Here is a 21,761-nt window from a genome sequence, read left to right as displayed (position 1 = left end):
AGGAAACATGCTGGACGACAGGGAAACTGCCGAGACGTTCGATTTGATCGTGGTGGGGTCGGGGGCGGCGGGCATGGCCGCGGCGCTGACAGCGGCCCACCACGGACTGTCGGCGGTCATCGTCGAGAAGGCGCGGCACTGGGGCGGTTCCACCGCGAGATCCGGTGGTGGCGTGTGGATTCCGGGCAACTCGGTGCTGCGGCGGGACGCGCCCGCCGATGACCTGGAGGCGGCCCGAACCTATCTGGAGGACATCATCGGGCCGGGCGTGGATCCGGCGCTGATCGACACCTATCTCGACCGTGGCGCGGAGGCCTTCGATTTCATGACCGAGCATTCGCCGTTGCGGATGCGCTGGGTACCAGGCTATTCCGACTACTACCCGGAAGCCCCCGGCGGCCGCGCGCACGGTCGGTCGATCGAGCCCGTGCCGTTCAACGCCAACGTCCTCGGTGCCGAAGCGGCCGCGCTGGAACCGGATTACGTGCGAGCGCCCAAGAACGTCGTGATCACCCAGGCCGAATTCCGGCACCTGAACCTGGGGTTGCGCACGGTGCGCGGCCCGCTCGCCGTGCTGGGGATCGCCGGTCGATGGCTGGCTGCGACGGTGCTGCGACGGCGTGTGCTCGTCCGTGGTCAAGCGCTCAGCGCCATGCTGCGGGCGGGTTTGCAATCGGCGAATGTGCCACTGTGGCTGGAGACTCCGCTGATCGAGCTGTGCACCGAGGGCGGACGGGTGACCGGTGTCGTGGTGCAACGGGACGGTCGCGAACAGGTGATCGTCGCCCGGCGCGGCGTGGTGATCGCCGCGGGCGGATTCGAGCACAACGAGGTGATGCGCAAGCAGTTCCAGCGCGAGCCGATCGGCACCGATTGGACGGTCGGTGTGCGAGCCAATACCGGCGACGGCATCCGCGCGGGTCAAACCGTCGGTGGTGCAGTCGGATTCATGGACGACGCCTGGTGGGGCCCGTCGATCCCGCTCCCCAGTAAGGCCTGGTTCTGTCTGGCCGAACGCAACCTGCCCGGCAGCCTGGTCGTCAACGATCGCGGCGAACGCTTCATGAACGAATGCCTGCCCTACGTCGAGGCCGTCCACAGCATGTACGGCGGCACGCACGGCCAGGGCGAGGGTCCCGGCGAAAACCTGCCCGCCTGGCTGATTTTCGACCAGCGCTACCGCAACCGTTACCAGTTCGCCGGCATCGCACCCCGGCAGGCCCTGCCCGGCCGGTGGTACAAGTCCGGCGCGCTGACCAAGGCCGACTCGCTCCCCGAACTCGCCGAGCAGATCGGCCTCCCGGTCGAGAAACTCACCGCGACGGTGACCCGCTTCAACGAATTCGCCCACGACGGTAAGGATCCCGACTTCGGCCGCGGCGACAGCGCCTACGACAACTACTACGGCGACCCCCGCAACCACCCGAACCCGAACCTCGGTGCACTCGAGGCGGGCCCGTTCTACGCGGCGAAACTGGTCCCCGGCGACCTGGGCACGAAGGGCGGCCTGACCACCGACGTCGACGCCCGTGTCCGGCGCGCCGACGGCTCGGTGATCGACGGCCTGTACGCCGCAGGCAATTCCGCCGCCCCCGTCATGGGCCACACCTACGCGGGCCCCGGCGCGACGATCGGCCCCGCGCTGGTCTTCGGTTACCTTGCTGCCCGCCACGCCGCACTGTAGGCGCGGTGTGAGCGAGGGCCCCCCGCTCGACGGCCTGCCCCGGACGCAGCGGGTAGCCGGGCCGGGATCGCGCCGGGCACAGTGAATTCCGGCCGGCCCGCCGGGCGGCGATCGTCGTGAAGCGGCTCGACATCGGCCGGCTCAGGCGAGAACCGCGCCGCCGTCGAGAGGAAGGATGGTGCCGGTGGCGTGGGGCTGGGTGAGGAAGAAGACGAATGCGGCGGCGATGTCGTCCACCTCGGCGATGCGGTGCAGGGGAGTGGCCGCGGCCGTGTCGGCGTAGAACTGCTCGCGCAGGTCCTCGGGGAAGTTCCACAGTGGCGAGCGGACCACGCCGGGCATCACGGCGTTGACCCGGATCGGGGCGAGTTCGACTGCCAGCGCCCGGGTCAGCGCCTCCACCGCGCCGCACACGCTGGAGGTGACCGAGGAGCCCGGCACCGGTCGGGGCCCGGCGGTGCCGGTGGTCAGGGTGATGGATCCGTTCTCCCGCAGGTGCGGGGCCGCCGCCTGGACGGCCGCCAGCACGCTGAAGTACCGGAGTTCGAAGAACTTCCGGGCCGCGTCGATATCCACATCGGCGACGGGGGAGAGCAGCAGCGCCTCGCCCGCGGTGTAGACGAGGTGGTCGATGGCCCCGAGTTCGTCGAACATCGAGCGAATCCGGTTGGTGTCGTTGAGGTCCGCGACCACGCCGGTGACACCGGTGGGCAGGTCGGCGACGGCCCGATCCACATTGGCCTGCCGACTGGAGACGACGGTGACCTTCGCGCCCCGGGTGGCGGTCGCATCGGCTACGGCATAGCCGATGCCGGAGGTGCCGCCGAGGATGACGATGCGCTGTCCGTCGAGAGACATTCTGATGTTCCTTTCGCGGAAATACTGTCTGCGTTTGCCTCTCTACCTTCGGTTTTGCGAGGGTCTCCCGTCCAAGACCTATCGCGCCGCCTGTAATACCCTGAGGGCATCATGAGCGATGTGGATCTGCGCAAGCTGCGCTATTTCGTGGCCGTGGCCGAACACCTGCACTTCGGTCGCGCGGCCGAGCTGCTGTTCATCGCGCAACCGGTGCTGTCGCGCCAGATCCGCGCGCTCGAAGAGGAGCTCGGCGCGCAGCTCTTCGCCCGGGATCGCCGCGGGACGGCGCTGACGGCGGCGGGGGAGCAGCTGCTGTTGGATGCGAAGCCGCTGCTGGCGTCGGCGGACGCCTTGCAGCGCAGGGTGATTCGCGCGGCCCAGGGCGGTGATACCTTCACCGTCGGATTCATGCCCGGCCTGATCGTGACCGCCGCCGTGCGCGCCCTCACCGACCGCCATCCCGGACTGCGCGTCGAGTTGGTCCGCACCGGCTGGTTCGACCAGGTCGAGGTGGTGCATGACGGTCAAGTGGACGTCAGTGTCGTGCGGCTGCCCATCGATCCGCACGGCCTCATCGTGCGCCCGCTCTACACGGAGCCGCGCGTGGTCGTTCTGCCCGCCGACCACCGGCTCGCGGGCAAGGACACGGTCTCCGTCGCGGATCTCGCGCACGAGCACCTGCTGCAGGATCCCGACACGATCCCCGAATGGCGCGCGCTGGCAGTCGAATTGCAAACCGACCGTCCGACCGTCCCGGTCTTCCGGAGTGTCGAGGAGAAGCTCGAACACGTCGCGGCGGGCAGCGGCATCATGTTCCTGCCGCTGTCGGTGATGACGTTCTACACTCGCCCGGACATTGCCTACATCCCGGTCCCCGACCTCGCACCCCTACAGGTGAGCCTGGCCTGGTCTGCCGACCGCCCGGTCCCGTTGGCCGAGGAATTCGCACTCCTTGCGGCCCAGTAACTTTCGATCTACACCGTCCAATCGTGTCTGATCTCGATTCCACGCGACGGATCCCGTAAGAGGGGTTACCGTCGATAGGGTGTTCGGCATCATCCGGCCCTGCCGTCATCGGTTGGGCGAGGAACTCGGGCGGGCTTGGCTGGCGCAACTGTGCGGGCTGTGTCTCGCATTGCGTGACGACCATGGTCAAAGTGCTCGCATGGCAACCAATTACGACGGGCTGATCGTCTCGGCCCTGGTGGAGGCGCAGTCGACCGCGCCGCCCACGCGCCGTGCGGCCGGGCCCTGCCCGTTGCGCGGTATGCGGCGCGCCGATGTCGCCACCGGCGACTGCGTGCGCCTGGCCGCGACGGTGTCGCTGGTGCTGGCCGCCGCGAAGGTTCGCGACCATGTCGACGACGGCGACGGCATGGCGGGTTCGCCGGGCTTCCGCCCGGCCGCGCGCCGGATCGCCGAGCGCTGGGCCCGGCAGGGCGAATCCACCGGCGCGGGACTGGGTTTCGACACCGGCGTGCTGGTGACGGCGGTGGACCGGCAGACCGCACTCGAGGCCGCGGCCGTGGTGGGCACGCCGGTGCTGGAGGTCACCGAACCCACCGAGACCGCGACGGCCGCCGCCTTCGGCCACACCGCGATCCTGGCCGGCCGACCGGGCAACCAGGTGGCGCTGACCGAGGTGGGCCGATTGTTCGGCCGGATAGCGCATCTCGTGGATGCCGTCGAAGACCTCGAGGAGGATCGGGCGCACGGCAAGTGGAATCCACTGACCGCCACGGGAACCGGGGTTGCCGAGGCGCATCGCCTGTGCACCGATGCCCTGCTGGGTATCGAATTGGCCTTGGCCGATACGGAATTCACCGACGGGCGGCTGATCCACAAACTGCTGAAGCATGAGCTGGGCCGATCGGTCACGCGCACCTTCGGTGGCAGTCACGGTCCCGCGTGTACGAATCATGTTGCGACCGCGCCGGTGAGCCGCTGGCGTCGCCGCGGCGGCCCACAGCCGTGGGGTCCGCCGCCGCCCGGTTACGGTCCGCCGCCGGGCTACGGCCCGGGTCCCGGCTACTACGGTCCCGCCCCGCGTCGCCGCGGTGGCGTGTGCCTGCCTTGCTGCGAAGGCTGCGTGTGCTGTGGCGAGGGTTGCTGCTGTTGTGAGGAATCCTGTTGTTGCTGTGAGGAATCCTGCTGCGACTGCTGACTCGGTGCCGAATCGGCTTCGGGGAACGCACCGCGAGGAGCGGGCAGGTGGTCTACCCGGCCCTCCCGGTGCCGAGGAACCGCCCCCTCCGGGTGGGCGATTCGCTCTCCGTGACTAGCTCGACAGGGTGCTCGAGCCGCCGCTGAGCAGTCCGCTGCCCGCGTTGAGCAGTCCGCTGCCGCTGCCCAGGCCCGAGGAGCCCGAGGTGGTCGTGGTGGTCTGCAGGGTCCAGGTGCCGCAGCCGCTGGTGAAGAACGCGACGTCGGTGGGCTTGATCTCGACGGTGACGGTGCCGTTGATCGCGCCGCCGGTCTGGATGGTGGCGCTGGCGTCGGGGGTGATGGCCGACAGTCGCGCCCACACGCAGGCCTGCACGGCGGTGCTGGTCTTGTAGACGCCGGGCTGGATGTCGATGCCGACCTTGAAGGTGGAGTCGCTGCCCATGGAGGTGGGGAGGGCGGCGTTGGCGGTGCCGGTGCTCGCCAGGACCGCGGCGGCGGTGAGCGCGAGGCCGTTGAGCACGATGGACTTGTTCATGGATGCCCCTCCTTTGAGTGAAATGAGAGCGTTTCGGAGGGTAGTGGGTGGGACAGTTCACCGGAGCGTTTTGGACAACCTGGCAAGATCGGACACCGCGACTATCCGGACATCGGATGCCGGAATCGCCGGTTGCGACCATGATTGACTGTGTGGCAGGACAATTCGTTCCGATTCCCGATTGGTTCTCACAGGACAACCAGGACTGCGGCATCGCCGTCGCGGACCTGAGCGGCAACGGCACCCTCGACATCGTCGTTCTCATGGTCGACAACCCACCCGGCCAGAACAGCGGCAACTATCGCGTCGGCCACGCCCTGGCCGCCGACGGCACGGTCGGGCAGTGGGGCCCCTGGCTGCAGGTGCCCGACTGGTGGGGCTGGGAGAACCAGGGCGCGGGCATCGCGATCGGCGACCTCAGCGGCAACGGCCGGCCGGATCTGGTGGTGTTCCTGGTCGATCACCCGCAGGGCGGTGACCACGGCTACTTCCGCATCGGCCGCGACCTCGCCGCCGACGGCACCGTCACCGGCGGTTGGACGGCGTGGCAGGAGATTCCGGACTGGTACGGGTGGGAGAACCAGGGCGCCGACATCTGCCTGACCCACCTGGACGGCCGGCCGGTGCTGGTGGTGATGACCGTCGACAATCCGGTCGGCCAGAACAGCGGCCAGTTCCGGCTGGGCAAGGGCATCACCGCCGACGGCACGATCGCGGAATGGACTCCGTGGGTGGAGATTCCGGACTGGTGGGGCTGGGAGAACCAGGGCGCGGGTATGACGATCGCCGATCTGGACGGCGACGGCCGCCCCGAGCTGATCGTGTTCACCATCGATCACCCGCAGAACGGGAATGCCGGGCTCTACACGATCGGCTGGGGCCTGGACGGCACCGGGCATTGCGTGGACGGGTGGAGCCGCTGGGAGCACGTGCCGGACTGGGGTTTCTGGGAGAACGAGGGCGCGGCGGTCGCCCTGCTGCCGGGTACGGGCGGGCTGCCGCGACTTGTGGTGTGCGCCATCGATCATCCGCAGGGCGGCAATGCCGGATACCTGCGGGTGCTCGATCTCGAGACCGATCTGGCCACCGCCGCCACCCAGGGCACCTGGCGCATCCTGGACTTCGGCACCGAGATCAATCCGGTGCACACCGCGCTGCTGCACACCGGTGACGTGCTGTTCTTCGCCGGTTCCGGCAACGATCCGGATCGCTTGAACGCGCACGACTTCCGTACGCGCGTCTGGCATTACCCGAATCCGGGGCTCGCCGCGCCCACCGCCCCGATCGATATGTTCTGTTCGGGGCAGGCGTACCTGCCCGACGGGCGGGTGCTGGCTGCCGGGGGCACCGGGCAGTACGACCCGTTCTTCGGGCTGCGCGACTCCCTACTGTTCGATCCGGCGACCCTCGCCTGGGAGACGCAGCCCGATATGACCTTCGGGCGTTGGTATCCGACGCTGGCGGCGCTGAAAAATGGTGCGGTGGTGGCAGTGTCGGGGCTGGGCACCGACGGATTCCTGTCCGAGACCCCCGAACTGTTCGATCCCGCCACCCTTACCTGGTCCAAACTGCCTGTCCCCGGACCGATTCCGACGTACGCACACCTGATCCTGCTCGCGGACGGCCGCGTGTTCTACACGGGCGGACAGTTCGGCACGAACAACGGTATGCACCCGTCGATCTGGGATACCGCCACCGGCGCGGTCACCGAGGTCGACGGACTCTACAACCCGGAATCGCGCAGCCAGTCGACGAGTGTGCTGCTGCCCCCGGCGCAGGCGCAGCGGGTCATGCTCCTCGGCGGCGGCACCGTCGACCCGCACGGCCCCGGAATGGCCTCGGCGGACACCCAGATCGTGGATCTGACCGCCGCCGCACCCACCTACAAGCCCGGCCCGGCCATGGCGTACGCGCGCATGCACGTGTGCGCGGTGATCCTGCCCGACCGCACGATCCTGGCTTCGGGTGGCTCGGGGATGGAGGAGATGGCCGACGCGGTGCCGCCCAACGGCGAGCTCTACGACCCGGTCGCCGGAACCTGGTCGCCCACCGCGCCGCAACGCGTGGCGCGGCTGTATCACTCGGTGGCCCTGGTGACCCCGGACGGCAAGGTGGTGACCGCCGGGTCCAATCCGCTGCGCAGGACCGAGGAGCTGCGCATCGAGATGTTCTGGCCGCCTTACCTTTTCAAGGGTGCTCGGCCGGAGTTCGAGATGTCCACGGGCACGGTCGAATACGGCGGTCCGGTCACCCTGACCACGACGGCCGCGGTGCGGGAGGTCAGCCTCATGCATCCGACCTCCTGCACCCACTCGTGCGACAACAATCAGCGCTTGATCGATCTGCCGTTCACCACGACCGCGCCCGGCACCCTGGCCGTATCGATGCCGTCGAATCCGGCGCTGGCCCCGCCCGGCTGGTATCTCGTGGTCGTGGTGGACACCGAGGGGATTCCGTCGACAGGCCGGTGGCTGCAACTGAATCCGGCGACGCCCTCGCCGGTCTGACATCGGGGAGGGCCGGCGAAGCCCGCACGAATGCGGCATCTGCCACGAGCTGCCGCATTACCGTGGACCCATGACCGCCGAATACCGCCACCTGCTTGTCAAGCGCGACGGCGACACCATCACCGTCACCATGAACCGCCCCGACCGCCGCAACGCCCTGTCGGCCGAGCATCTCGCCGAGCTGCTGGCGGCCTTCCGCACCGCCGGAGACACCGACGCCACCGGTCTCGTATTGGCTGCGGCCGGACCGGTTTTCAGCGCGGGCCACGACTTCGCCGATGTCGCGGCCCGCGACCTGCTCGGGGTGCGGGACCTGCTCACCCTGTGCCAGGAGGTGATGACCACCCTGGAATCGATTCCGCAGGTAGTCATCGCTCGCGTGCACGGCCTGGCCACCGCCGCGGGCTGTCAGCTGGTCGCCTCCTGCGATCTGGCCGTCGCCGCCGAATCCGCCGGTTTCGCCCTGCCCGGCGGCAAGGGCGGCTGGTTCTGCCACACCCCGGCCGTCCCCGTCGCCCGGTCCATCGGCCGCAAACGCCTGATGGAACTGGCCCTCACCGGCGATGTCGTCGACGCCCGCACCGCCGTGGACTGGGGCCTGATCAACTACGCGGTCCCCGACGCCGACCTCGACACCGCGGTCGCCGACCTGCTGGCCCGCGCCACCCGTGGCAGCCGGGCGAGCAAGGCCCTGGGCAAACGCACCCTCTACGCCCAACTCGACCGCCCCGAGGCCGACGCCTACACCCTGGCCCGCGAGGTCATGGCCGCCGCCTCCCAATTGCCCGGCGCGCGTGAGGGAATGGCCGCCTTCCTCGACAAGCGCCACCCGGTCTGGACCGACTGACTCTCCCGCTACGGCACTCCTGCGGCGGCCGTCCCGGTCTCGGCGCGGATCGATCCGTCCTGGTGCCGCTCGCGTTCGGGTGGAGAGCGAGGGGCGCGGAATCCACCCGGAATCCACCCTCGGGTGGTGGGTCGAAGACCGCCGAAACGCGACCTTATAAGCATGAACTTGCAGAATGCGGTGGTCGAGGGTGGGGTCGCGGTACTGGTGATCGGATGGATCATGTACCGGCAGACGCAGTGGCAGGCGCTGGACCAGACCAAGCTGTGGCGGGGGCCGATCGTGCTCGGGCTGGTCGGGTTCCTGCAGATGAAGTCGGTGCTCACCGGTGGGGGTCTCGGTGTGCTCGCGGTGGTGCTGCTCGCGCTCTCGGCGGCCCTGGGACTGACCTTCGGACTGGTGATGGGTCAGCTGTCGCAGGTGCGCGTCGGTGCGGCGGGCCTGGAGGCGCGGACCGGCTGGGTCGGTTCGCTGCTGTGGCTGGTGCTGCTGGCCGTGCGGATCGGCATCGATGTGGTGGCGCACGCGAACGGGGCCGCGGTGGTCACCTCGATCGGCGCGATCCTGCTGATGGTGGCGCTGAATCGGGTCGGACGCGCGGTGGTGCTGGCCCGGCGTGCCGAGCAGGCGCACGCGGTTGCGGCACACTGAGACCGATGATCCTCGATCCCTCCTCGGGCCTGTCCAGGTTGCTGCGCCTGGTCGGGCTCGTCGCCGTGGTGTCGGCCTCGGCGAACGCCGCGCTGTGGCATCGCCCGTGGGTGGCCGCGCTGGTGGTGCTGTCGTGGCTGGGCTGGCTGGGCTGGGCGGCGTCGCCGCTCGGGTCGAGGATGGAGCGAATCTGCGTGGCTGCCATGGGCATCGGCGGGGGATTGACCGTTGCCCAGTCTTCCGGGTCGGCGATCACCGCGCTGGCGACGGTGTTCGTCGCGCTGAGCCTGATGAGCGATCCGCTGCGGGTCGGGCTGGTGATCGCGCTGGGCACCGCCGCGCTGATGTGCGTGTCGATCCTGTTGGACGGCGGCCGGCCACGGGCCATGCTGGGGCTGATGGTCGGCGTGGTGGTGATCGGCCTGGGTGGCTGGAGCCGCCGGCAGGCCCGGGTGGCCGCCGAACGCAATCGGCTACTGGTGGAACAGAATCGGATCATTCGCGCCGAGCGTGATCGGGCCGCCGCCCTGGCCGAACGCGGCCGCATCGCCCGCGACATCCACGATGTTCTGGCGCACACCCTGGGCGGTCTGGTGCTGCAACTCGACGCCGCCGACGCGCTGCTGGAGGCGGGGGAGGTGGAGCAGGCCGCCGAACGGGTCAAGGCGTCACACGGATTGGCGGTATCCGGGCTGGCCGACGCCCGGCGGGTGGTGGGCACGCTGCGCTCGGACCGCTTCGACACGGCCGTCGAGCTGCGCCGTGTCGTCGACGAACATCGCAGTGCCGGTGGGGAACTGGCCGAACGCCTGGATATCGCGGTGAACCCGGCGAGCGAGCAGACCGCGGTCGCGCTCATCCGCGCCGTGCAGGAGGCGCTCACCAATGCCCGCAAACACGCTCCCGGGCAGCCGGTTACGCTCACCCTCCGGGACAATGCCGGGCGCATCGAAACGGTGATCTCGAATCCGATGGTCGCGCCGGGATTCCTGCTCGGCGCCAGCGGCTCCGGTGCGGGTCTGCTCGGTATGCGGGAACGGGTCGAAGCGGTCGGCGGGAAGCTGACCGCAGGGAAGGAGGACGGTCGATGGACGGTGCGAATCCTGCTGCCGCGGACGTGATCACGGTCGTCGTGGCCGATGATCAGACCACGGTGCGCGACGGGCTCACCACGGTGCTGTCGCTGCTGCCCGATATGCGGGTGGTGGGGGAGGCCCGCGACGGCGCGGAAGCGGTGGAACTGGTCGCCCGCGTGAAACCCCTTGTGGTGCTGATGGATCTGCGCATGCCCGGCGTCGACGGGGTCGCCGCCACGGCCGCCATCACCGCACATCATCCCGGGACCGCGGTGCTGGTGCTCACTACCTACGCCGATGACGCCTCCATCGCGGGCGCGCTGCGGGCCGGCGCGCGCGGTTATCTCACCAAGGACGCGGGCCGCGCCGAGATCGCGGCCGCCATCCGCTCGGTCGCCAGCGGCCACACCACGCTGGCCGCCGATGTCGGCCGCCGCCTGCTCTCGGCGCTGGATGCCCCGCCGGAATCACCCGTCGACCTCACCGATCGGGAACGCGACGTGCTGCGGTTGATGGCGCAGGGCCGCAACAACACCGAGATCGCCAAGGAGTTGTTCATCGGCGTCAGCACGGTGAAGACGCACATCAATTCGCTGTTCGCGAAGCTCGGTGTGCGTGATCGCGGGCAGGCCATCGCCTATGCGCATCGCACCGGCCTGGCCCGCTGAACGCGGTGTGGGGCCATCGTCGCCGGGGCACTCAGGACTATCTGAGTCTGTAGATATTGCAATCTGAGCATGTATTTTTGGGATGTCGCCGCTGCCGCAAAACCCAGCACGGAGTCGGACGGCAGCGGGGGTTTCAGAAGACGGGGGTCTTTCCGAAGCGGGCTTCGAAAGCGGCGCGATTGGCCGAGACGGGGGAGCGGTCCCAGACCGCGAAGACCACTCGTTCGAAGGCTGCGCCGTGGTTCTGCAGCGCCTGCTCGAACGCCTCCGCGACCTCGTGCGGGTCATTGCGGAACACACCGCATCCCCATGCGCCGAGTACGAGTTCGCGCACACCGTGTCGAGCGGCGACGGCCAATACCCGGTCGGCGCGTTCGACGAGAATCTCGGCCACCGGGACCGGCCGGCCCGAATGGTTCGCGAGTGCACCGGCGTTGGGTGCGGGCGAGGTCAGGAACGACACCGGGAAGGGGCGCGGGTCGAGCGCGTTGCGGTCGTCCCGGATGACCGGTACGCCGGGGGAGTAGATGACGCGGTGGCTGTAGCGCAGATCGTCGGAGGCGCGGTGCGCGGCATAGTAATCGGGGGCCTCGAGCAGGCAGCGGTAGAGCAGGGCGCTGCGGCAGAGGTCCTCTTCCTGGGCGCGGGCACCACGCAGGTAACCGCCGCCGGGATTGCGGGCGGAGGCGAAATTCAGTACGGCGATGGCTTTTCCGCCGTCCGCGTGCAGTCGTCGTGCGGCCTGGATGCTGCCCTCGGCCGTGGTCTCGGGGATGCCGGTGAAGGGTCCGCGTGGTCCGCCGGTGACGTCGCCCTCGGGTGTGTAGGAGATGGTTCCGGCGGCGGCGGCAGCGAGTGCGGCGGTGATATCCACGGTTGTTCCGTCATTGGCGGTGTAGCTGCCGGTGTCGGCGATGTGCTCGTTCTCGGTGGCGATTTGTCTTGGGCTGGTTGTCATTTCCCAGACCTTACGGCCGATCGTGTTCGCGGGCATCCTATTTTAGTAACTACGACTAATTCAGCTTTCGGGGTGTCCGCGTGGCGGTATCTGTCACCCGTCCGGCCTACGATGTCGCCATGACCGGCTCTCAGCGCTTGCGCGTCGTCCCCTCCCAGTTCGCGGTCGACCATCTACCGAACTCCACCTTCCCGGAGGATGACGAGTGGATCGCGCTGGTGCGTGCCCCGGAGGGGCTCACCGTGATTCGGGAGGCCCCGGCGTGGGCGGAGGGTGAGACCTGGAAGGGCTTCTACGGTGTGGACGCGGGCAGCCTGAATTCGCCCGGCACCCTCGCCGCCCTGGTCGGCCCGTTGGCCGAGTCGGCGATTCCGGTGTTCGTCGCCTCGACCTTCCATGCCGACCTGATCCTGGTCCCGGCGCATCGCCTGGAGGAGGCGTCGTCGGCGTTGCGCGATGCCGGGCATCGTGTCGCGGACTAGTCCGGCGCGTCGTCTTGCCTGGTAAATACCCATGGCGGAGTGTGATTGAGTCGGGTTGCGTCGCGGGCTGCGCAGGATAATACTGTCTACGTACGTAGGACGTATGTATGGGCGCGTCCCGGCGCCCAGTACGGCCCGAGTCCTCACCGGTGATCATCCGATGGCCGGTAGCACCCCCAGGACGGTTGGCCGAAACGCGATGCGGCCGCGGCACAGCCGTGAGGTGAGGAGACGTCAGAGATGAGTTCGCGAGGCTTCGGCGATCTGGAAGCGGTCGTCATCGAACGGATCTGGGACCGAGACGAGAAGACGACGGTGCGCGAGTTGTTCGACGAACTCGCCGCCGAACGTGACATCGCCTATACGACGGTGATGTCCACGATGGATAATCTGCACCGCAAGGGCTGGCTCGAGCGTGAGCGCATCGGCAAGGCCTACCGCTACTGGCCCACCCTCACCCGTGAGGAGTACAGCGCCCGGCTGATGCGCGAGGCGCTCGGCAGCGGCGGTCGTTCGGAGTTGGTGCTCGCCCATTTCGTGGAGCAGATGAGCGCCGAGGAATCCGAGGGCCTGCGTGCGGCCCTGCGCAAACTCACGCGCCCCAAGTCGCGCTAGCCACGCCCCGAATCGCGCCAGCCACGCCGCTGCCCCGAGTCCGCGCAATCTACGTAGTTGGATAGTAGATTGGTGGCCGGGCGATCGGAGTATCGCTCGGACAAGTGGATTCGAGGCGGGAGGCGGCAACGGTGAACCGTGCGGGCGGCAGGCGTCATCGATGCCGCAACCTCGTGTGGTCACTGCTGGGCGCGGCGCTGCTGGTACTGATACCGGTGGCCGATTGCGCGCTCGTCGGTGCCGGAACCCACGGGCAGCCGATCGCGATGATGCGGGCCGCCGTCACACCCGTCCCGTCGGCGGACCTACCGCCCATCGAATCCGCGCACTGCGCACCGCAGCTCGTCGATGTCATCCGATCGAGCGGCTGCGCGGAGCCGACGGACCGGGTAGTTCCCGCCACGACGGACGGCACCGCCGCCGACCTCCGGGTATCCGCGCTCGCTGTTGCGCCGTGTGGCGTGCGCGGTCCGCCACCACAATTCGCCGGCGGCGGCCGTGAGTTGCTGACGCGCCTGTGTATCGCCCGACGCTGATCGGTCAGCGCCAGGCCGGTTCGCCCGAACCGGCCGGTGTTCGCTGCCCGCGTACGTCAGACGGCCGCTGCGGCGGCCTGCGATACGAAAGCGACTGTCATGGACAAGAGTCTGCTCGGCGAATTCCGCATGCTCGCAACCGCTTCCGGCGTGGCCCGTGAGCCGCGCGCCCTGGTGGGCAATACCCCGGTGCTGTGGGTCGGGGAGCCGTTCGCGCCTGCGGGCCGGGGCTTCTGGGCGAAGCTCGAGGGCCGCAATCCCGGTGGGATGAAGGATCGGCCGGCCCTGCACATGGTGCGGCGGGCCCGCGAGCGCGGTGTGCTCGCACCGGGGGCGAGGATCGTCGAATCCTCCAGCGGCACGTTGGGATTGGGTCTGGCACTGGCCGGACTCGCGTATGGGCATCCGGTCACGGTGGTGACCGATCCGGGCCTGGAACCCATGGTCGCGCAGCTGCTCGCGGCCTACGGTGCCGTGGTGGAGTCGGTGACCCGGGCGCATCCGGTCGGCGGCTGGCAGCAGGCCCGCCGGGAGCGAGTCGCCGAACTGCTGGCCGCCGAGCCCGATGCGTGGTGCCCCGACCAATACAGCAATCCCGACAATGCCGATGGCTACGAGTCGCTGGCCCGGGAGCTGATCGAACAGCTCGGGGGCGTGGACGTGCTGGTGTGCGCGGTCGGCACGGGCGGGCATTCCTCGGGTGTGGCCCGGGCGCTGCGCCGCACCGAGCCGGGCCTGCGCCTGATCGGCGTGGACACCGTCGCCTCGACGATCTTCGGGCAGCAGGCCGGTCCCCGGCTCATGCGCGGGCTGGGGTCGAGCATTCACCCGGCCAATGTCGACTACGGTGCGTTCACCGAAATCCATTGGGTCGCACCGGCCGAAGCCGTCTGGTCGTGCCGCACGCTGGCCGCGACGCATCTTGCCAGTGGCGGATGGAGCGTCGGCGCGGTGGCGCTGGTCGCGGGCTGGGTGGCCCGGACCCACGCGCCCGGCACCCGCATCGCCGCCGTCTTCCCCGACGGCCCGCACCGCTACTTCGACACCATCTACAACGATTCCTATTGCGCCGCACACGGTCTGCTCGATGCGGTGCCGCCCGTCGAGCCCGATGTGATCGCCCACCCGCGTGAACGTCAGGTCGAGCGCTGGACGCGGTGCACGACGGTGATCGACCCCCGGATTCCGGGCGGATCGGCGGGGGCTACGCCGGTGGTGTCGGCATGAGCGTGCTGGTGAAATTCCGTGGCTTCGACCGGGCCGCACAGCTGTTGATGGTCAACCAGTTCGGCATCAACCTGGGCTTCTACATGCTGATGCCCTATCTGGCCGGGTACCTGTCGGGTCCCCTGGGTTTGGCGGCGTGGGCGGTCGGGCTGGTGCTGGGGGTGCGCAATTTCTCGCAGCAGGGCATGTTCCTGCTGGGCGGCACACTGGCCGACCGGCTCGGCTACAAGCCGCTGATCGTGGCCGGATGCCTCTTGCGGACAGCGGGTTTCGCGCTGCTGGTGTTCGCCTCGTCGCTGCCTGGGCTGCTGATCGCCTCGGCGGCCACGGGATTCGCGGGTGCGCTGTTCAATCCGGCGGTCCGCGCCTATCTCGCCGCCGAGGCGGGTGAGCGCCGGGTGGAGGCGTTCGCGGTGTTCAACGTCTTCTACCAGGCGGGCATGCTGGCCGGGCCGCTGGTGGGACTCGCCTTGCTGGCCTTGGATTTCCGGGTCACCGCGGGAGCGGCGGCGGTGGTGTTCGCGGCGTTGACGATCGCGCAGTTGTGCGCGTTGCCGTCGCGTCGGTCGGTCGCGCCCGCCGTGCGCACCTCGGTGCTCGAGGATTGGCGGACGGTCGCGGGCAACCGGCGTTTCGTGGCGTTCGCGGTGGCGATGATCGGCTCGTATGTGCTGTCGTTCCAGGTGTATCTGGCGCTGCCGTTGCAGGCGAGGTATATGGCGGCCGATCGCGCGCAGGCGGTCACGTCGGCGTTGTTCGTCATCTCGGGTCTGGTGGCGGTGGCGGGGCAGTTGCGCATTACCGCCTGGTTCCGGCGGCGGTGGGGGACCGGGCGCGGCCTGATCGTCGGTGTGGCGCTGCTGGGTGTCGCGTTCGTGCCGTTGGCGATGGTGCCCGGAGGTGGACGGTTCGGTGCGGCCGCCGGGATCGGCGCGCTGCTGCTGGGGGCGGCGGTGCTGGCGGTCGGGACGGCCGCGGTGTTCCCGTTCGAAATGGATACCGTGGTTTCACTGTCGGGAAATCGGCTGGTCGCAACCCATTACGGCTTCTACAACACGGTCGTCGGTGTCGGGATTCTGCTCGGCAATCTCGCCACCGGCGCGCTGCTGGGGGCCGCGCACGCGGCGGGCATGGATTCGCTGGTGTGGCTCGGGCTGGCGGTGATCGGCGGGTGTGCGGCGCTGGCGTTGTACCGACTAGAGCGCGCAGACCTCGATGCCGATCCCCGCGGCGATGATGGCGGCCACCGGGATGGCGACCGCCGTGAGCGCGCCCACGGTGGCCGCCACCCGGGTAGGTAGCCGGGGCGGGTCGAGCGGTTCGGCGAGGCGGCGCAGGCGCGGGAGCAGCGCCGCCTCGGCGGTCGCGGGCGGGGTGGGCAGGGTGGAGAGGGTGAGCAGGGCCGCCAGTACGGTGGCGCGGCCGTGGATGCGGGCGGCGGCGTCGTCGGCGAGCATCTCGAGCAGCCGCGCCACTTCGGTGGCGCCGACGGTGAACAGGTCGATGCGCGGCAGCACGGTGGCCAGGCCGCGGGTGAGGGTGAGCAGCAGGTGGTGGCGGCCCTCGAGGTGGGCGCGTTCATGGGCGAGGACGGCGTCGACGTGATGGTCGTCGAGCGCGGTGAGCACGCCGCGGCTCACGACGATCGTATGGGGTTTGCCCGCAACGCAATACGCGGCGGGATGGTCGACGTCGAGGACGACCGCGTCGAGGTCGGGGTGGTGGCGTCCGGCGACGCGTGCCATACGCGCGTGCTCGAGGGTGCGCCGGCGCGAGTGCAGCAGGGTGACGATGAGCCGGTAGGCCACGAGAGTCGCTGCGAGCGAAGCGAATCCGGACAGCACCAGCAGCCCGGTCTGCAGCGGTCCGCCGTAGTCGCCGACGGCGGCGTCGTGCAGATGCAGCAGGCAGCTGTCCATGAATCGGGCGGGGAACAGTGAGATCCGGTGTGTGACAAGGTCGATGACGAGGATCGCGAGGGTCACCGTCCAGGCCAGCAGGGTGGAGATCATGGCGGCGATCCAGGCGGCGACGGCCATGCGCGGCGCGGCCCCTTCGACGCTGAAGCCGCGCAGTAGCCGGGGTGCGAGCACCGCGACGGCGAATCCGTAGAGCATGAGGCAGAGGGCGACGCTCATGGCCGCACCCGCGCTGCTCGCATTCGTTGTTCCTCCCGTGACGTGCGCTCGAGTGTAGAGGCCAAAACTGAGGGCAGGCTTACCGTTGGCCCGGTGACTGGCTTGAGGGTGGCGGATGGCACGGCATCCGGTGACTGTGACCTTGGTGCGCTGCGTGAGGTCGGGTATTGCGCCGGGGCCGAATCTCGGGTATCTACGTAGTTGTTACGTAGATAGGCTTGGTGTCGTTCCCTCGACGGCACCGGGACGCCGACCGGACCGGCGTCGATGGTGGGTGGGGCCGGGTGCTTCCGCGAGCAGGCCCGGCTCCACCCCTCATTACCGGCTCACGGGCGTCGCCAGCAGTGCGCGGGCGGCTGCCTCGATAGCCGCCTCGTCCAGCAGCACGGTCGCCGCCGCGGGACCCAGCGGCACGAAACTGTCGGCACTGGTGACCCGGGCGAGCGGGCCGTCGAATCCGGCATCCAGCAGCGCGGTGCACACCGCCTCGGAAACGCCACCGCTGCGGCGGGTCTCATCCGCGATGAGCACCCTGCCGGTGGCCCGCGCATGGTCGAGGAGATCCTCCACCGGCAGCGGGGCCAGCCAGCGCAGATCCAGCACCCGGGCGTGAATGCCGTGGCTCGTCAGCCGCCGCGCCACCCGCAGGCTCATGGGCACGCCGTTGGCGAAGCTGACGATGGTGAGATGCGCGCCGGTCCCGTGCACCCGGGCCCGGCCGATATCGGCATGGCGCACACCGGAAATCGGGGCCAGCCACCCGCCGTCACCGGCGCGATACAGGTCGCGGGTGTGATAGAGCGCGATCGGTTCGAGGAATACGCACACCCGCCCGTCCACGCGTGCGGCCGACACGCAGGTGCGCAGCATGGCCGCCGCGTCGTCGGCGCGGGAGGGGGTGGCGATCACCACGCCGGGGATATCCCGCAGTGCGGCAATGGAATTGTCATTGTGGAAGTGCCCGCCGAAACCCTTCTGATAGGCGAGCCCCGCGATCCGCACGACCAGCGGATTGCGGTAGCGGCCGCCGGAGAAGAACGACAGCGTCGCCGCCTCGCCGCGCAACTGGTCGGCGGCATTGTGGACGTAGGCCAGGTACTGGATCTCCGGAATCGGCACGAACCCCGCCAGCGCCGCCCCGAGCGCGGTGCCCAGCACGCTCTGCTCGTCGAGCAGTGTGTCGAAAACCCTTCGGACACCATAGGTTTGCTGCAATCCCTTGGTGACGCCGTAGACGCCGCCCTTGCGGCCCACATCCTCACCGAAGACCAGCACATCCGGGTCCCGGGTCAGCAACTGTGCCAGGGTCTGATTCACCGCCTGCGCGAGAGTCAGACCCTCACCCGCCGAAACCGGCTGTCCGGCAGCGGTATCGGCGATTGCATCGGACGCGCCGCCATTGCGATCCCCGTCCGCGCGGGAGCGCAGCGTATCGGTGCGCACCACGGTCGGGCGGGCCGGCGCCAACGGTGCCATGACTGCTGCCGCGGTCGTGAGTTTCGGTTCGTTCCAGGCACTTTCGGCGGCCGCGGCGACCTGCTCGCCGATCTCGTCGTAGCGTCGGCCCATCTCGGCCGGGGTGAGCACGCCCGCGGCGACCAGCAGCCGGGCGGTGGCGGTGACGGGATCACGGCGCAGATCGGCCGCGATCTCGGCCGGACGGCGATAGGCCGACTCCACATCCGAACCCGCATGACCCAGCAGCCGCACCGTGCGCAGACGCAGGAAGGCCGGTTTACGGTGTGTCCGTACATATTCGGCGGCCTGGGTCGCCGTGGCCAGGGCGGCGGGCAGGTCCGCGCCGTCGGCATCGAAGAAGGCCAGCCCCGGGCGCGCCCCGTAGGCCTGGGCGATCCAGGTACGCGGGGTCGGCACGCTGATGCCGAGCCCGTTGTCCTCGCACACGAACAGGATCGGCATCGGCACGCCCTGATGCGCGGTGTGCACGGCGGTATTGATCGCCCCGGTCGCGGTGGAATGGTTGGCCGAGGCATCCCCGAAGCTGCACACCACCACCGCGTCGCCGGGCCATTCACAGCCCAGGCGCAGGTGCGCGGCGCGTTCGATGGCGAAGGCCAGCCCGACCGCGCGCGGCAGATGCGAGGCGATGGTGGAGGTCTGCGGAATGATGTGGGCGGGCTTGCTGCCGAAAACCTTGTGCCGCCCACCGGAAATCGGGTCCGCGGCCGCGGCGGCCACCCCCAGCATCACATCGCGGATGGGGTCGAGTCCGGGCACCTGCCGGACCCGGTGCACGAAGAACGCGCCCGAGCGGTAGTGCAGCAGCGCCGGATCGGTGACCCGCAGCGCGGCCGCGACCACGACATTGCCCTCGTGTCCGGAGGACCCGATGCTGTAGTAGCCGTGGCCTTCCCGGGTCAGTCGCCGCGCGGCCAGGTCGAGGTGCCGCGAGGCGGCCTGGGCGTCGAACAGTTCCAGGCCGCGGGCTCCGGTGAGCCCGGTGGCGTCGAGGGGTTCGTGTGCTGGGCGGGTGGGACCCGGCGTCGTCGCGGCCACTTCCGCGCGAAACCACTGGTCGAGATCCGCTTCCCGGTCGTTGATGACGCCCTCCCATATGTCGCATATGTCGCGTACGCCGGGATGTCAGCGTAGTTGTGAAACAGCGCTATCCACGGCAACTTCCGATCCCTCGGCCAGTCCACCCGCCCGCATCCGAATCAGCCCGGCCACAGCTCCTTGTCCAGCATGTCGGCGATCAACGCCGCGATGTTCCAGGCATCGTCCCCGCCCCGATGATGGGTGCCCTCCAACGGCAAACCCGCCACCCGCAACGCGTCCGCCATCCCGAACCGGCGGCGCGCCGCCCGCGCCTCGGAGAACACCCGCTTGGCATTGGTGTGCCGGCTCCCGAACGGATACGCCGTCCCGGTCCCCGTGCACTGCGCCTGAAACTGCTTGCGGTCGTAGTCACCCCAACTGGCCCACGGCCGCGAATCCGCCCGGAACTCCGCGCGCAACAGGGCACACGCCTCGGCGAAGGTGATCCCGCCCGCCACCTGCTCCGGTGTCAACGTCGTCAACCGCGTACAGAACTCACTGACCTGTGAATGCTCGGGCCGCACCAAGATACTGTGCCTGCCCACCCGCTCCCGCGTCCCCAGATCGAGCACACACACCCCGATCTCGATGATCTCGTTGGGCTGCCCAGGCGGATTGGCCCCCTCCCAGCAGGTGGCCTCCACATCCACCACATTCAAGTAATTGCTCTCCATACCCCGGCACGCTAGCCCGCCTGCTCCCCGCCGCGACAACGATTTTCGCCCGCCCTCGCCGATCCGCCGTCACCGGCGAACCCGCCGGGTGACAATCGAAGACGCAACACCACCCCCGACGGGGTCGAACGCGATGGAGAGTGCACCATGACTTCTCAAACATCGATCTATCCGTTCAACCCGATCCTCGCCCTGCTGGCATTACTCGTGACCGTGATCGCCTCGGTAGCGGTCTGGTACATGTACCACGAGAAATAACTCGCGTCCCCGAGCATGCAGCTGGGACAACGAGTTTCGAGACCGACTGCACTGCCGGTGCCGGCGCGTCAAGTCACGTATGGTTCACGCTCGACTGGCGAAACGCGGGGGAGGAGTCGCGGGTGGGCGACACGTTGCGAGCCGGCGAGGTTTTCGCCGGCTACCGGATCGAGGGGCGGCTCGGTGCGGGAGGGATGGGGGAGGTGTACCTGGCGCGTGACCGTGACCTGCCGCGCCCGGTCGCGTTGAAACTGCTGACCGACACGGCAAGCCGGGATTACGCACTGCGACAACGATTTCGGCGCGAGGCGGATACAGTTTCCCTGCTCGACCACCCCAATATCGTCACCGTCTTCGCGCGCGGGGAGGAAGACGGTCGGCTATGGATCGCGATGTCCTTCGTGAACGGCACCGACGTGGCGCGGGAGATCCACGGTGGACCGCTCGAGGTGTCGCGCGCGAGGTACATTCTCGCCGAAGCCGGCAAGGCATTGGACTATGCGCACTCCGCCGGTGTCGTGCATCGCGATGTGAAGCCCGCCAACATCCTGCTGGCGACCACCACGCCGGAACGGGTCGTTCTCACCGACTTCGGCATCGCGAAATCCCTCGGCGAGACGACCTCGGTCACCGTGAAGGGACAGCTGCTGGCGAGCTTCCTGTACGCGGCGCCCGAACGGCTGGAGGAGTCGACCGAGGTCGACCATCGCGCCGACATCTACAGCCTGGGTTGCACGTTGTTCCACATGCTGACCGGCATGCCACCCTACGGCGGGACCAGTATCGCGCAGGTGATCGCCGGGCACGTGCACGCGCCGATTCCCCGCGCGGGCCAACGGAATCCGGCGCTGCCACCGGCGATCGAGAGCGTCCTCGCCACCGCGATGGCCAAACGCCCCGAGGATCGATACTCGACGTGCGCGGACATGGCCGCAGATCTGACAGCGCGGCTCCGAGTTCGGCGCACGGTGGTGACAGCCGCTCCCGCTCCCGCACCCACGCTTTCGCCACCGGCGTCCGATCGGCCGGACGCACCCGCACCGCGCCACCGGCGCTGGCTGGTGGGTGCTCTCATCGCCGCGGTCACGGTGCTCGTGATCGGGTCGGCGGCCTACAGCGCCCACTTGCTCCACGATCCCGGGACGGGTTCGCCCTCGGCCTCGACTACGGCAACAACCCGGACCTCGGTGGATCCGACCATTCCAATCACCACCGCTACCGCCAACTGTTTCCCTTTGGCGCCGTGCCCTTAGCGTGAATCTGGGCGCGGCTGCGATGGTCGTGGAATACGAACGGAGAGTTGGCTGTTCCGCAAGATCGGA

Annotated in this window: 20 protein-coding genes; 14 read left to right on the top strand and 6 right to left on the bottom strand. The window is 69.1% G+C overall.

Features of this window, described 5'->3' with window-relative positions; translation table 11 throughout:
- Positions 1-7 precede the first annotated feature (7 nt).
- On the top strand, positions 8-1,684 hold the full coding sequence (gene kstD / locus ACFXHA_RS33870; RefSeq protein ID WP_379363390.1) for a 3-oxosteroid 1-dehydrogenase: 1,677 nt from the start codon (positions 8-10) through the stop codon (positions 1,682-1,684).
- Positions 1,685-1,825: 141 nt separating this feature from the next.
- Here the strand turns inward: kstD and ACFXHA_RS33865 are convergent, their stop codons facing one another.
- Positions 1,826-2,542 carry an SDR family oxidoreductase gene (locus ACFXHA_RS33865; RefSeq protein WP_379363388.1) on the bottom strand — a complete coding sequence of 239 codons (717 nt, stop codon included), beginning with the start codon at positions 2,540-2,542 and terminating at the stop codon, positions 1,826-1,828.
- Positions 2,543-2,653: 111 nt separating this feature from the next.
- Between ACFXHA_RS33865 and ACFXHA_RS33860 the strand changes: the two genes are divergently transcribed.
- Positions 2,654-3,508, top strand: coding sequence for a LysR family transcriptional regulator (locus tag ACFXHA_RS33860; protein WP_379363386.1), 855 nt, complete (start codon positions 2,654-2,656; stop codon positions 3,506-3,508).
- Positions 3,509-3,587: 79 nt separating this feature from the next.
- Positions 3,588-4,706 carry a DUF5685 family protein gene (locus ACFXHA_RS33855; protein WP_379363384.1) on the top strand — a complete coding sequence of 373 codons (1,119 nt, stop codon included), beginning with the start codon at positions 3,588-3,590 and terminating at the stop codon, positions 4,704-4,706.
- 114 nt (positions 4,707-4,820) lie between these two features.
- Here the strand turns inward: ACFXHA_RS33855 and ACFXHA_RS33850 are convergent, their stop codons facing one another.
- Positions 4,821-5,243, bottom strand: a complete 423-nt coding sequence (locus tag ACFXHA_RS33850) for a hypothetical protein (RefSeq protein WP_379363382.1) — start codon at positions 5,241-5,243, stop codon at positions 4,821-4,823.
- A gap of 152 nt (positions 5,244-5,395) precedes the next feature.
- Here ACFXHA_RS33850 and ACFXHA_RS33845 point away from each other — a divergent pair, with 152 nt between their 5' ends.
- The 5 genes from ACFXHA_RS33845 (at position 5,396) to ACFXHA_RS33825 (ending at position 10,992) form a co-directional block, all read left to right on the top strand.
- Complete coding sequence (locus ACFXHA_RS33845; protein WP_379363380.1) at positions 5,396-7,750, top strand: galactose oxidase-like domain-containing protein; 2,355 nt, start codon at positions 5,396-5,398, stop codon at positions 7,748-7,750.
- A 70-nt stretch (positions 7,751-7,820) separates the two neighbouring features.
- Positions 7,821-8,597: an enoyl-CoA hydratase-related protein gene (locus ACFXHA_RS33840; RefSeq protein WP_379363378.1), complete on the top strand. Its 777-nt coding sequence runs from the start codon at positions 7,821-7,823 to the stop codon at positions 8,595-8,597.
- Between the two features lie 162 nt (positions 8,598-8,759).
- Positions 8,760-9,248, top strand: coding sequence for a hypothetical protein (locus ACFXHA_RS33835; RefSeq protein WP_379363376.1), 489 nt, complete (start codon positions 8,760-8,762; stop codon positions 9,246-9,248).
- A 5-nt stretch (positions 9,249-9,253) separates the two neighbouring features.
- On the top strand, positions 9,254-10,369 hold the full coding sequence (locus ACFXHA_RS33830; RefSeq protein WP_379363374.1) for a sensor histidine kinase: 1,116 nt from the start codon (positions 9,254-9,256) through the stop codon (positions 10,367-10,369).
- On the top strand, positions 10,336-10,992 hold the full coding sequence (locus tag ACFXHA_RS33825; RefSeq protein WP_379363372.1) for a response regulator: 657 nt from the start codon (positions 10,336-10,338) through the stop codon (positions 10,990-10,992). The genes ACFXHA_RS33830 and ACFXHA_RS33825 overlap by 34 nt, the downstream gene beginning before the upstream one ends.
- 133 nt (positions 10,993-11,125) lie before the next feature.
- On the opposite strand, the gene ACFXHA_RS33820 is transcribed toward ACFXHA_RS33825, so the two are convergent.
- Positions 11,126-11,950 carry a TIGR02452 family protein gene (locus ACFXHA_RS33820; RefSeq protein ID WP_379363370.1) on the bottom strand — a complete coding sequence of 275 codons (825 nt, stop codon included), beginning with the start codon at positions 11,948-11,950 and terminating at the stop codon, positions 11,126-11,128.
- A 119-nt stretch (positions 11,951-12,069) separates the two neighbouring features.
- Between ACFXHA_RS33820 and ACFXHA_RS33815 the strand changes: the two genes are divergently transcribed.
- The 5 genes from ACFXHA_RS33815 to ACFXHA_RS33795 all read left to right on the top strand — a co-directional run bounded on the left by ACFXHA_RS33815 (position 12,070) and on the right by ACFXHA_RS33795 (position 16,111).
- Entirely contained in the window at positions 12,070-12,432 is a 363-nt protein-coding gene (locus ACFXHA_RS33815) for an ACT domain-containing protein (protein WP_379363368.1), read from the top strand.
- A 240-nt stretch (positions 12,433-12,672) separates the two neighbouring features.
- Positions 12,673-13,047: a BlaI/MecI/CopY family transcriptional regulator gene (locus ACFXHA_RS33810; RefSeq protein ID WP_379363366.1), complete on the top strand. Its 375-nt coding sequence runs from the start codon at positions 12,673-12,675 to the stop codon at positions 13,045-13,047.
- A gap of 131 nt (positions 13,048-13,178) precedes the next feature.
- Positions 13,179-13,583, top strand: coding sequence for a hypothetical protein (locus ACFXHA_RS33805; protein ID WP_379363364.1), 405 nt, complete (start codon positions 13,179-13,181; stop codon positions 13,581-13,583).
- 129 nt (positions 13,584-13,712) lie between these two features.
- Complete coding sequence (locus ACFXHA_RS33800; protein WP_379363468.1) at positions 13,713-14,810, top strand: PLP-dependent cysteine synthase family protein; 1,098 nt, start codon at positions 13,713-13,715, stop codon at positions 14,808-14,810.
- Complete coding sequence (locus ACFXHA_RS33795) at positions 14,807-16,111, top strand: MFS transporter (RefSeq protein ID WP_379363362.1); 1,305 nt, start codon at positions 14,807-14,809, stop codon at positions 16,109-16,111. The genes ACFXHA_RS33800 and ACFXHA_RS33795 overlap by 4 nt, the downstream gene beginning before the upstream one ends.
- Here ACFXHA_RS33795 and ACFXHA_RS33790 read toward each other — a convergent pair.
- From ACFXHA_RS33790 to ACFXHA_RS33780, 3 genes are all read right to left on the bottom strand, one after another.
- Complete coding sequence (locus tag ACFXHA_RS33790; protein ID WP_379363360.1) at positions 16,007-16,948, bottom strand: M56 family metallopeptidase; 942 nt, start codon at positions 16,946-16,948, stop codon at positions 16,007-16,009. The genes ACFXHA_RS33795 and ACFXHA_RS33790 overlap by 105 nt on opposite strands.
- A gap of 318 nt (positions 16,949-17,266) precedes the next feature.
- A complete protein-coding gene (locus tag ACFXHA_RS33785) occupies positions 17,267-19,465 on the bottom strand; it encodes a thiamine pyrophosphate-dependent enzyme (RefSeq protein WP_379363358.1) in 2,199 nt (732 codons plus the stop codon).
- Between the two features lie 161 nt (positions 19,466-19,626).
- Positions 19,627-20,181, bottom strand: coding sequence for an exonuclease domain-containing protein (locus ACFXHA_RS33780; RefSeq protein ID WP_379363356.1), 555 nt, complete (start codon positions 20,179-20,181; stop codon positions 19,627-19,629).
- Positions 20,182-20,561: 380 nt separating this feature from the next.
- Here ACFXHA_RS33780 and ACFXHA_RS33775 point away from each other — a divergent pair, with 380 nt between their 5' ends.
- The gene (locus tag ACFXHA_RS33775) at positions 20,562-21,692 is read left to right on the top strand and encodes a serine/threonine-protein kinase (RefSeq protein ID WP_379363354.1); all 1,131 of its coding nucleotides are present in this window, start codon (positions 20,562-20,564) and stop codon (positions 21,690-21,692) included.
- The last annotated feature ends 69 nt before the right edge of the window (positions 21,693-21,761 follow it).

The sequence above is a fragment of the Nocardia sp. NPDC059240 genome, from assembly GCF_042753865.1.
Taxonomy (GTDB): Bacteria; Actinomycetota; Actinomycetes; order Mycobacteriales; family Mycobacteriaceae; genus Nocardia.
The sequence above is the reverse complement of the archived record's forward strand: the minus strand, read 5'-3'. Positions and strand labels throughout refer to the sequence as shown.

Excerpts from the sequence above, each read along its gene's own strand:
- kstD (WP_379363390.1), top strand. The coding sequence starts at position 8 with ATGCTGGACGACAGGGAAACTGCCGAGACGTTCGATTTGATCGTGGTG.
- ACFXHA_RS33865 (WP_379363388.1), bottom strand. The coding sequence starts at position 2,542 with ATGTCTCTCGACGGACAGCGCATCGTCATCCTCGGCGGCACCTCCGGC.
- ACFXHA_RS33860 (WP_379363386.1), top strand. The coding sequence starts at position 2,654 with ATGAGCGATGTGGATCTGCGCAAGCTGCGCTATTTCGTGGCCGTGGCC.
- ACFXHA_RS33850 (WP_379363382.1), bottom strand. The coding sequence starts at position 5,243 with ATGAACAAGTCCATCGTGCTCAACGGCCTCGCGCTCACCGCCGCCGCG.
- ACFXHA_RS33840 (WP_379363378.1), top strand. The coding sequence starts at position 7,821 with ATGACCGCCGAATACCGCCACCTGCTTGTCAAGCGCGACGGCGACACC.
- ACFXHA_RS33835 (WP_379363376.1), top strand. The coding sequence starts at position 8,760 with ATGAACTTGCAGAATGCGGTGGTCGAGGGTGGGGTCGCGGTACTGGTG.
- ACFXHA_RS33830 (WP_379363374.1), top strand. The coding sequence starts at position 9,254 with ATGATCCTCGATCCCTCCTCGGGCCTGTCCAGGTTGCTGCGCCTGGTC.
- ACFXHA_RS33825 (WP_379363372.1), top strand. The coding sequence starts at position 10,336 with ATGGACGGTGCGAATCCTGCTGCCGCGGACGTGATCACGGTCGTCGTG.
- ACFXHA_RS33820 (WP_379363370.1), bottom strand. The coding sequence starts at position 11,950 with ATGACAACCAGCCCAAGACAAATCGCCACCGAGAACGAGCACATCGCC.
- ACFXHA_RS33815 (WP_379363368.1), top strand. The coding sequence starts at position 12,070 with ATGACCGGCTCTCAGCGCTTGCGCGTCGTCCCCTCCCAGTTCGCGGTC.
- ACFXHA_RS33810 (WP_379363366.1), top strand. The coding sequence starts at position 12,673 with ATGAGTTCGCGAGGCTTCGGCGATCTGGAAGCGGTCGTCATCGAACGG.
- ACFXHA_RS33800 (WP_379363468.1), top strand. The coding sequence starts at position 13,713 with ATGCTCGCAACCGCTTCCGGCGTGGCCCGTGAGCCGCGCGCCCTGGTG.
- ACFXHA_RS33795 (WP_379363362.1), top strand. The coding sequence starts at position 14,807 with ATGAGCGTGCTGGTGAAATTCCGTGGCTTCGACCGGGCCGCACAGCTG.
- ACFXHA_RS33790 (WP_379363360.1), bottom strand. The coding sequence starts at position 16,948 with ATGAGCGTCGCCCTCTGCCTCATGCTCTACGGATTCGCCGTCGCGGTG.
- ACFXHA_RS33780 (WP_379363356.1), bottom strand. The coding sequence starts at position 20,181 with ATGGAGAGCAATTACTTGAATGTGGTGGATGTGGAGGCCACCTGCTGG.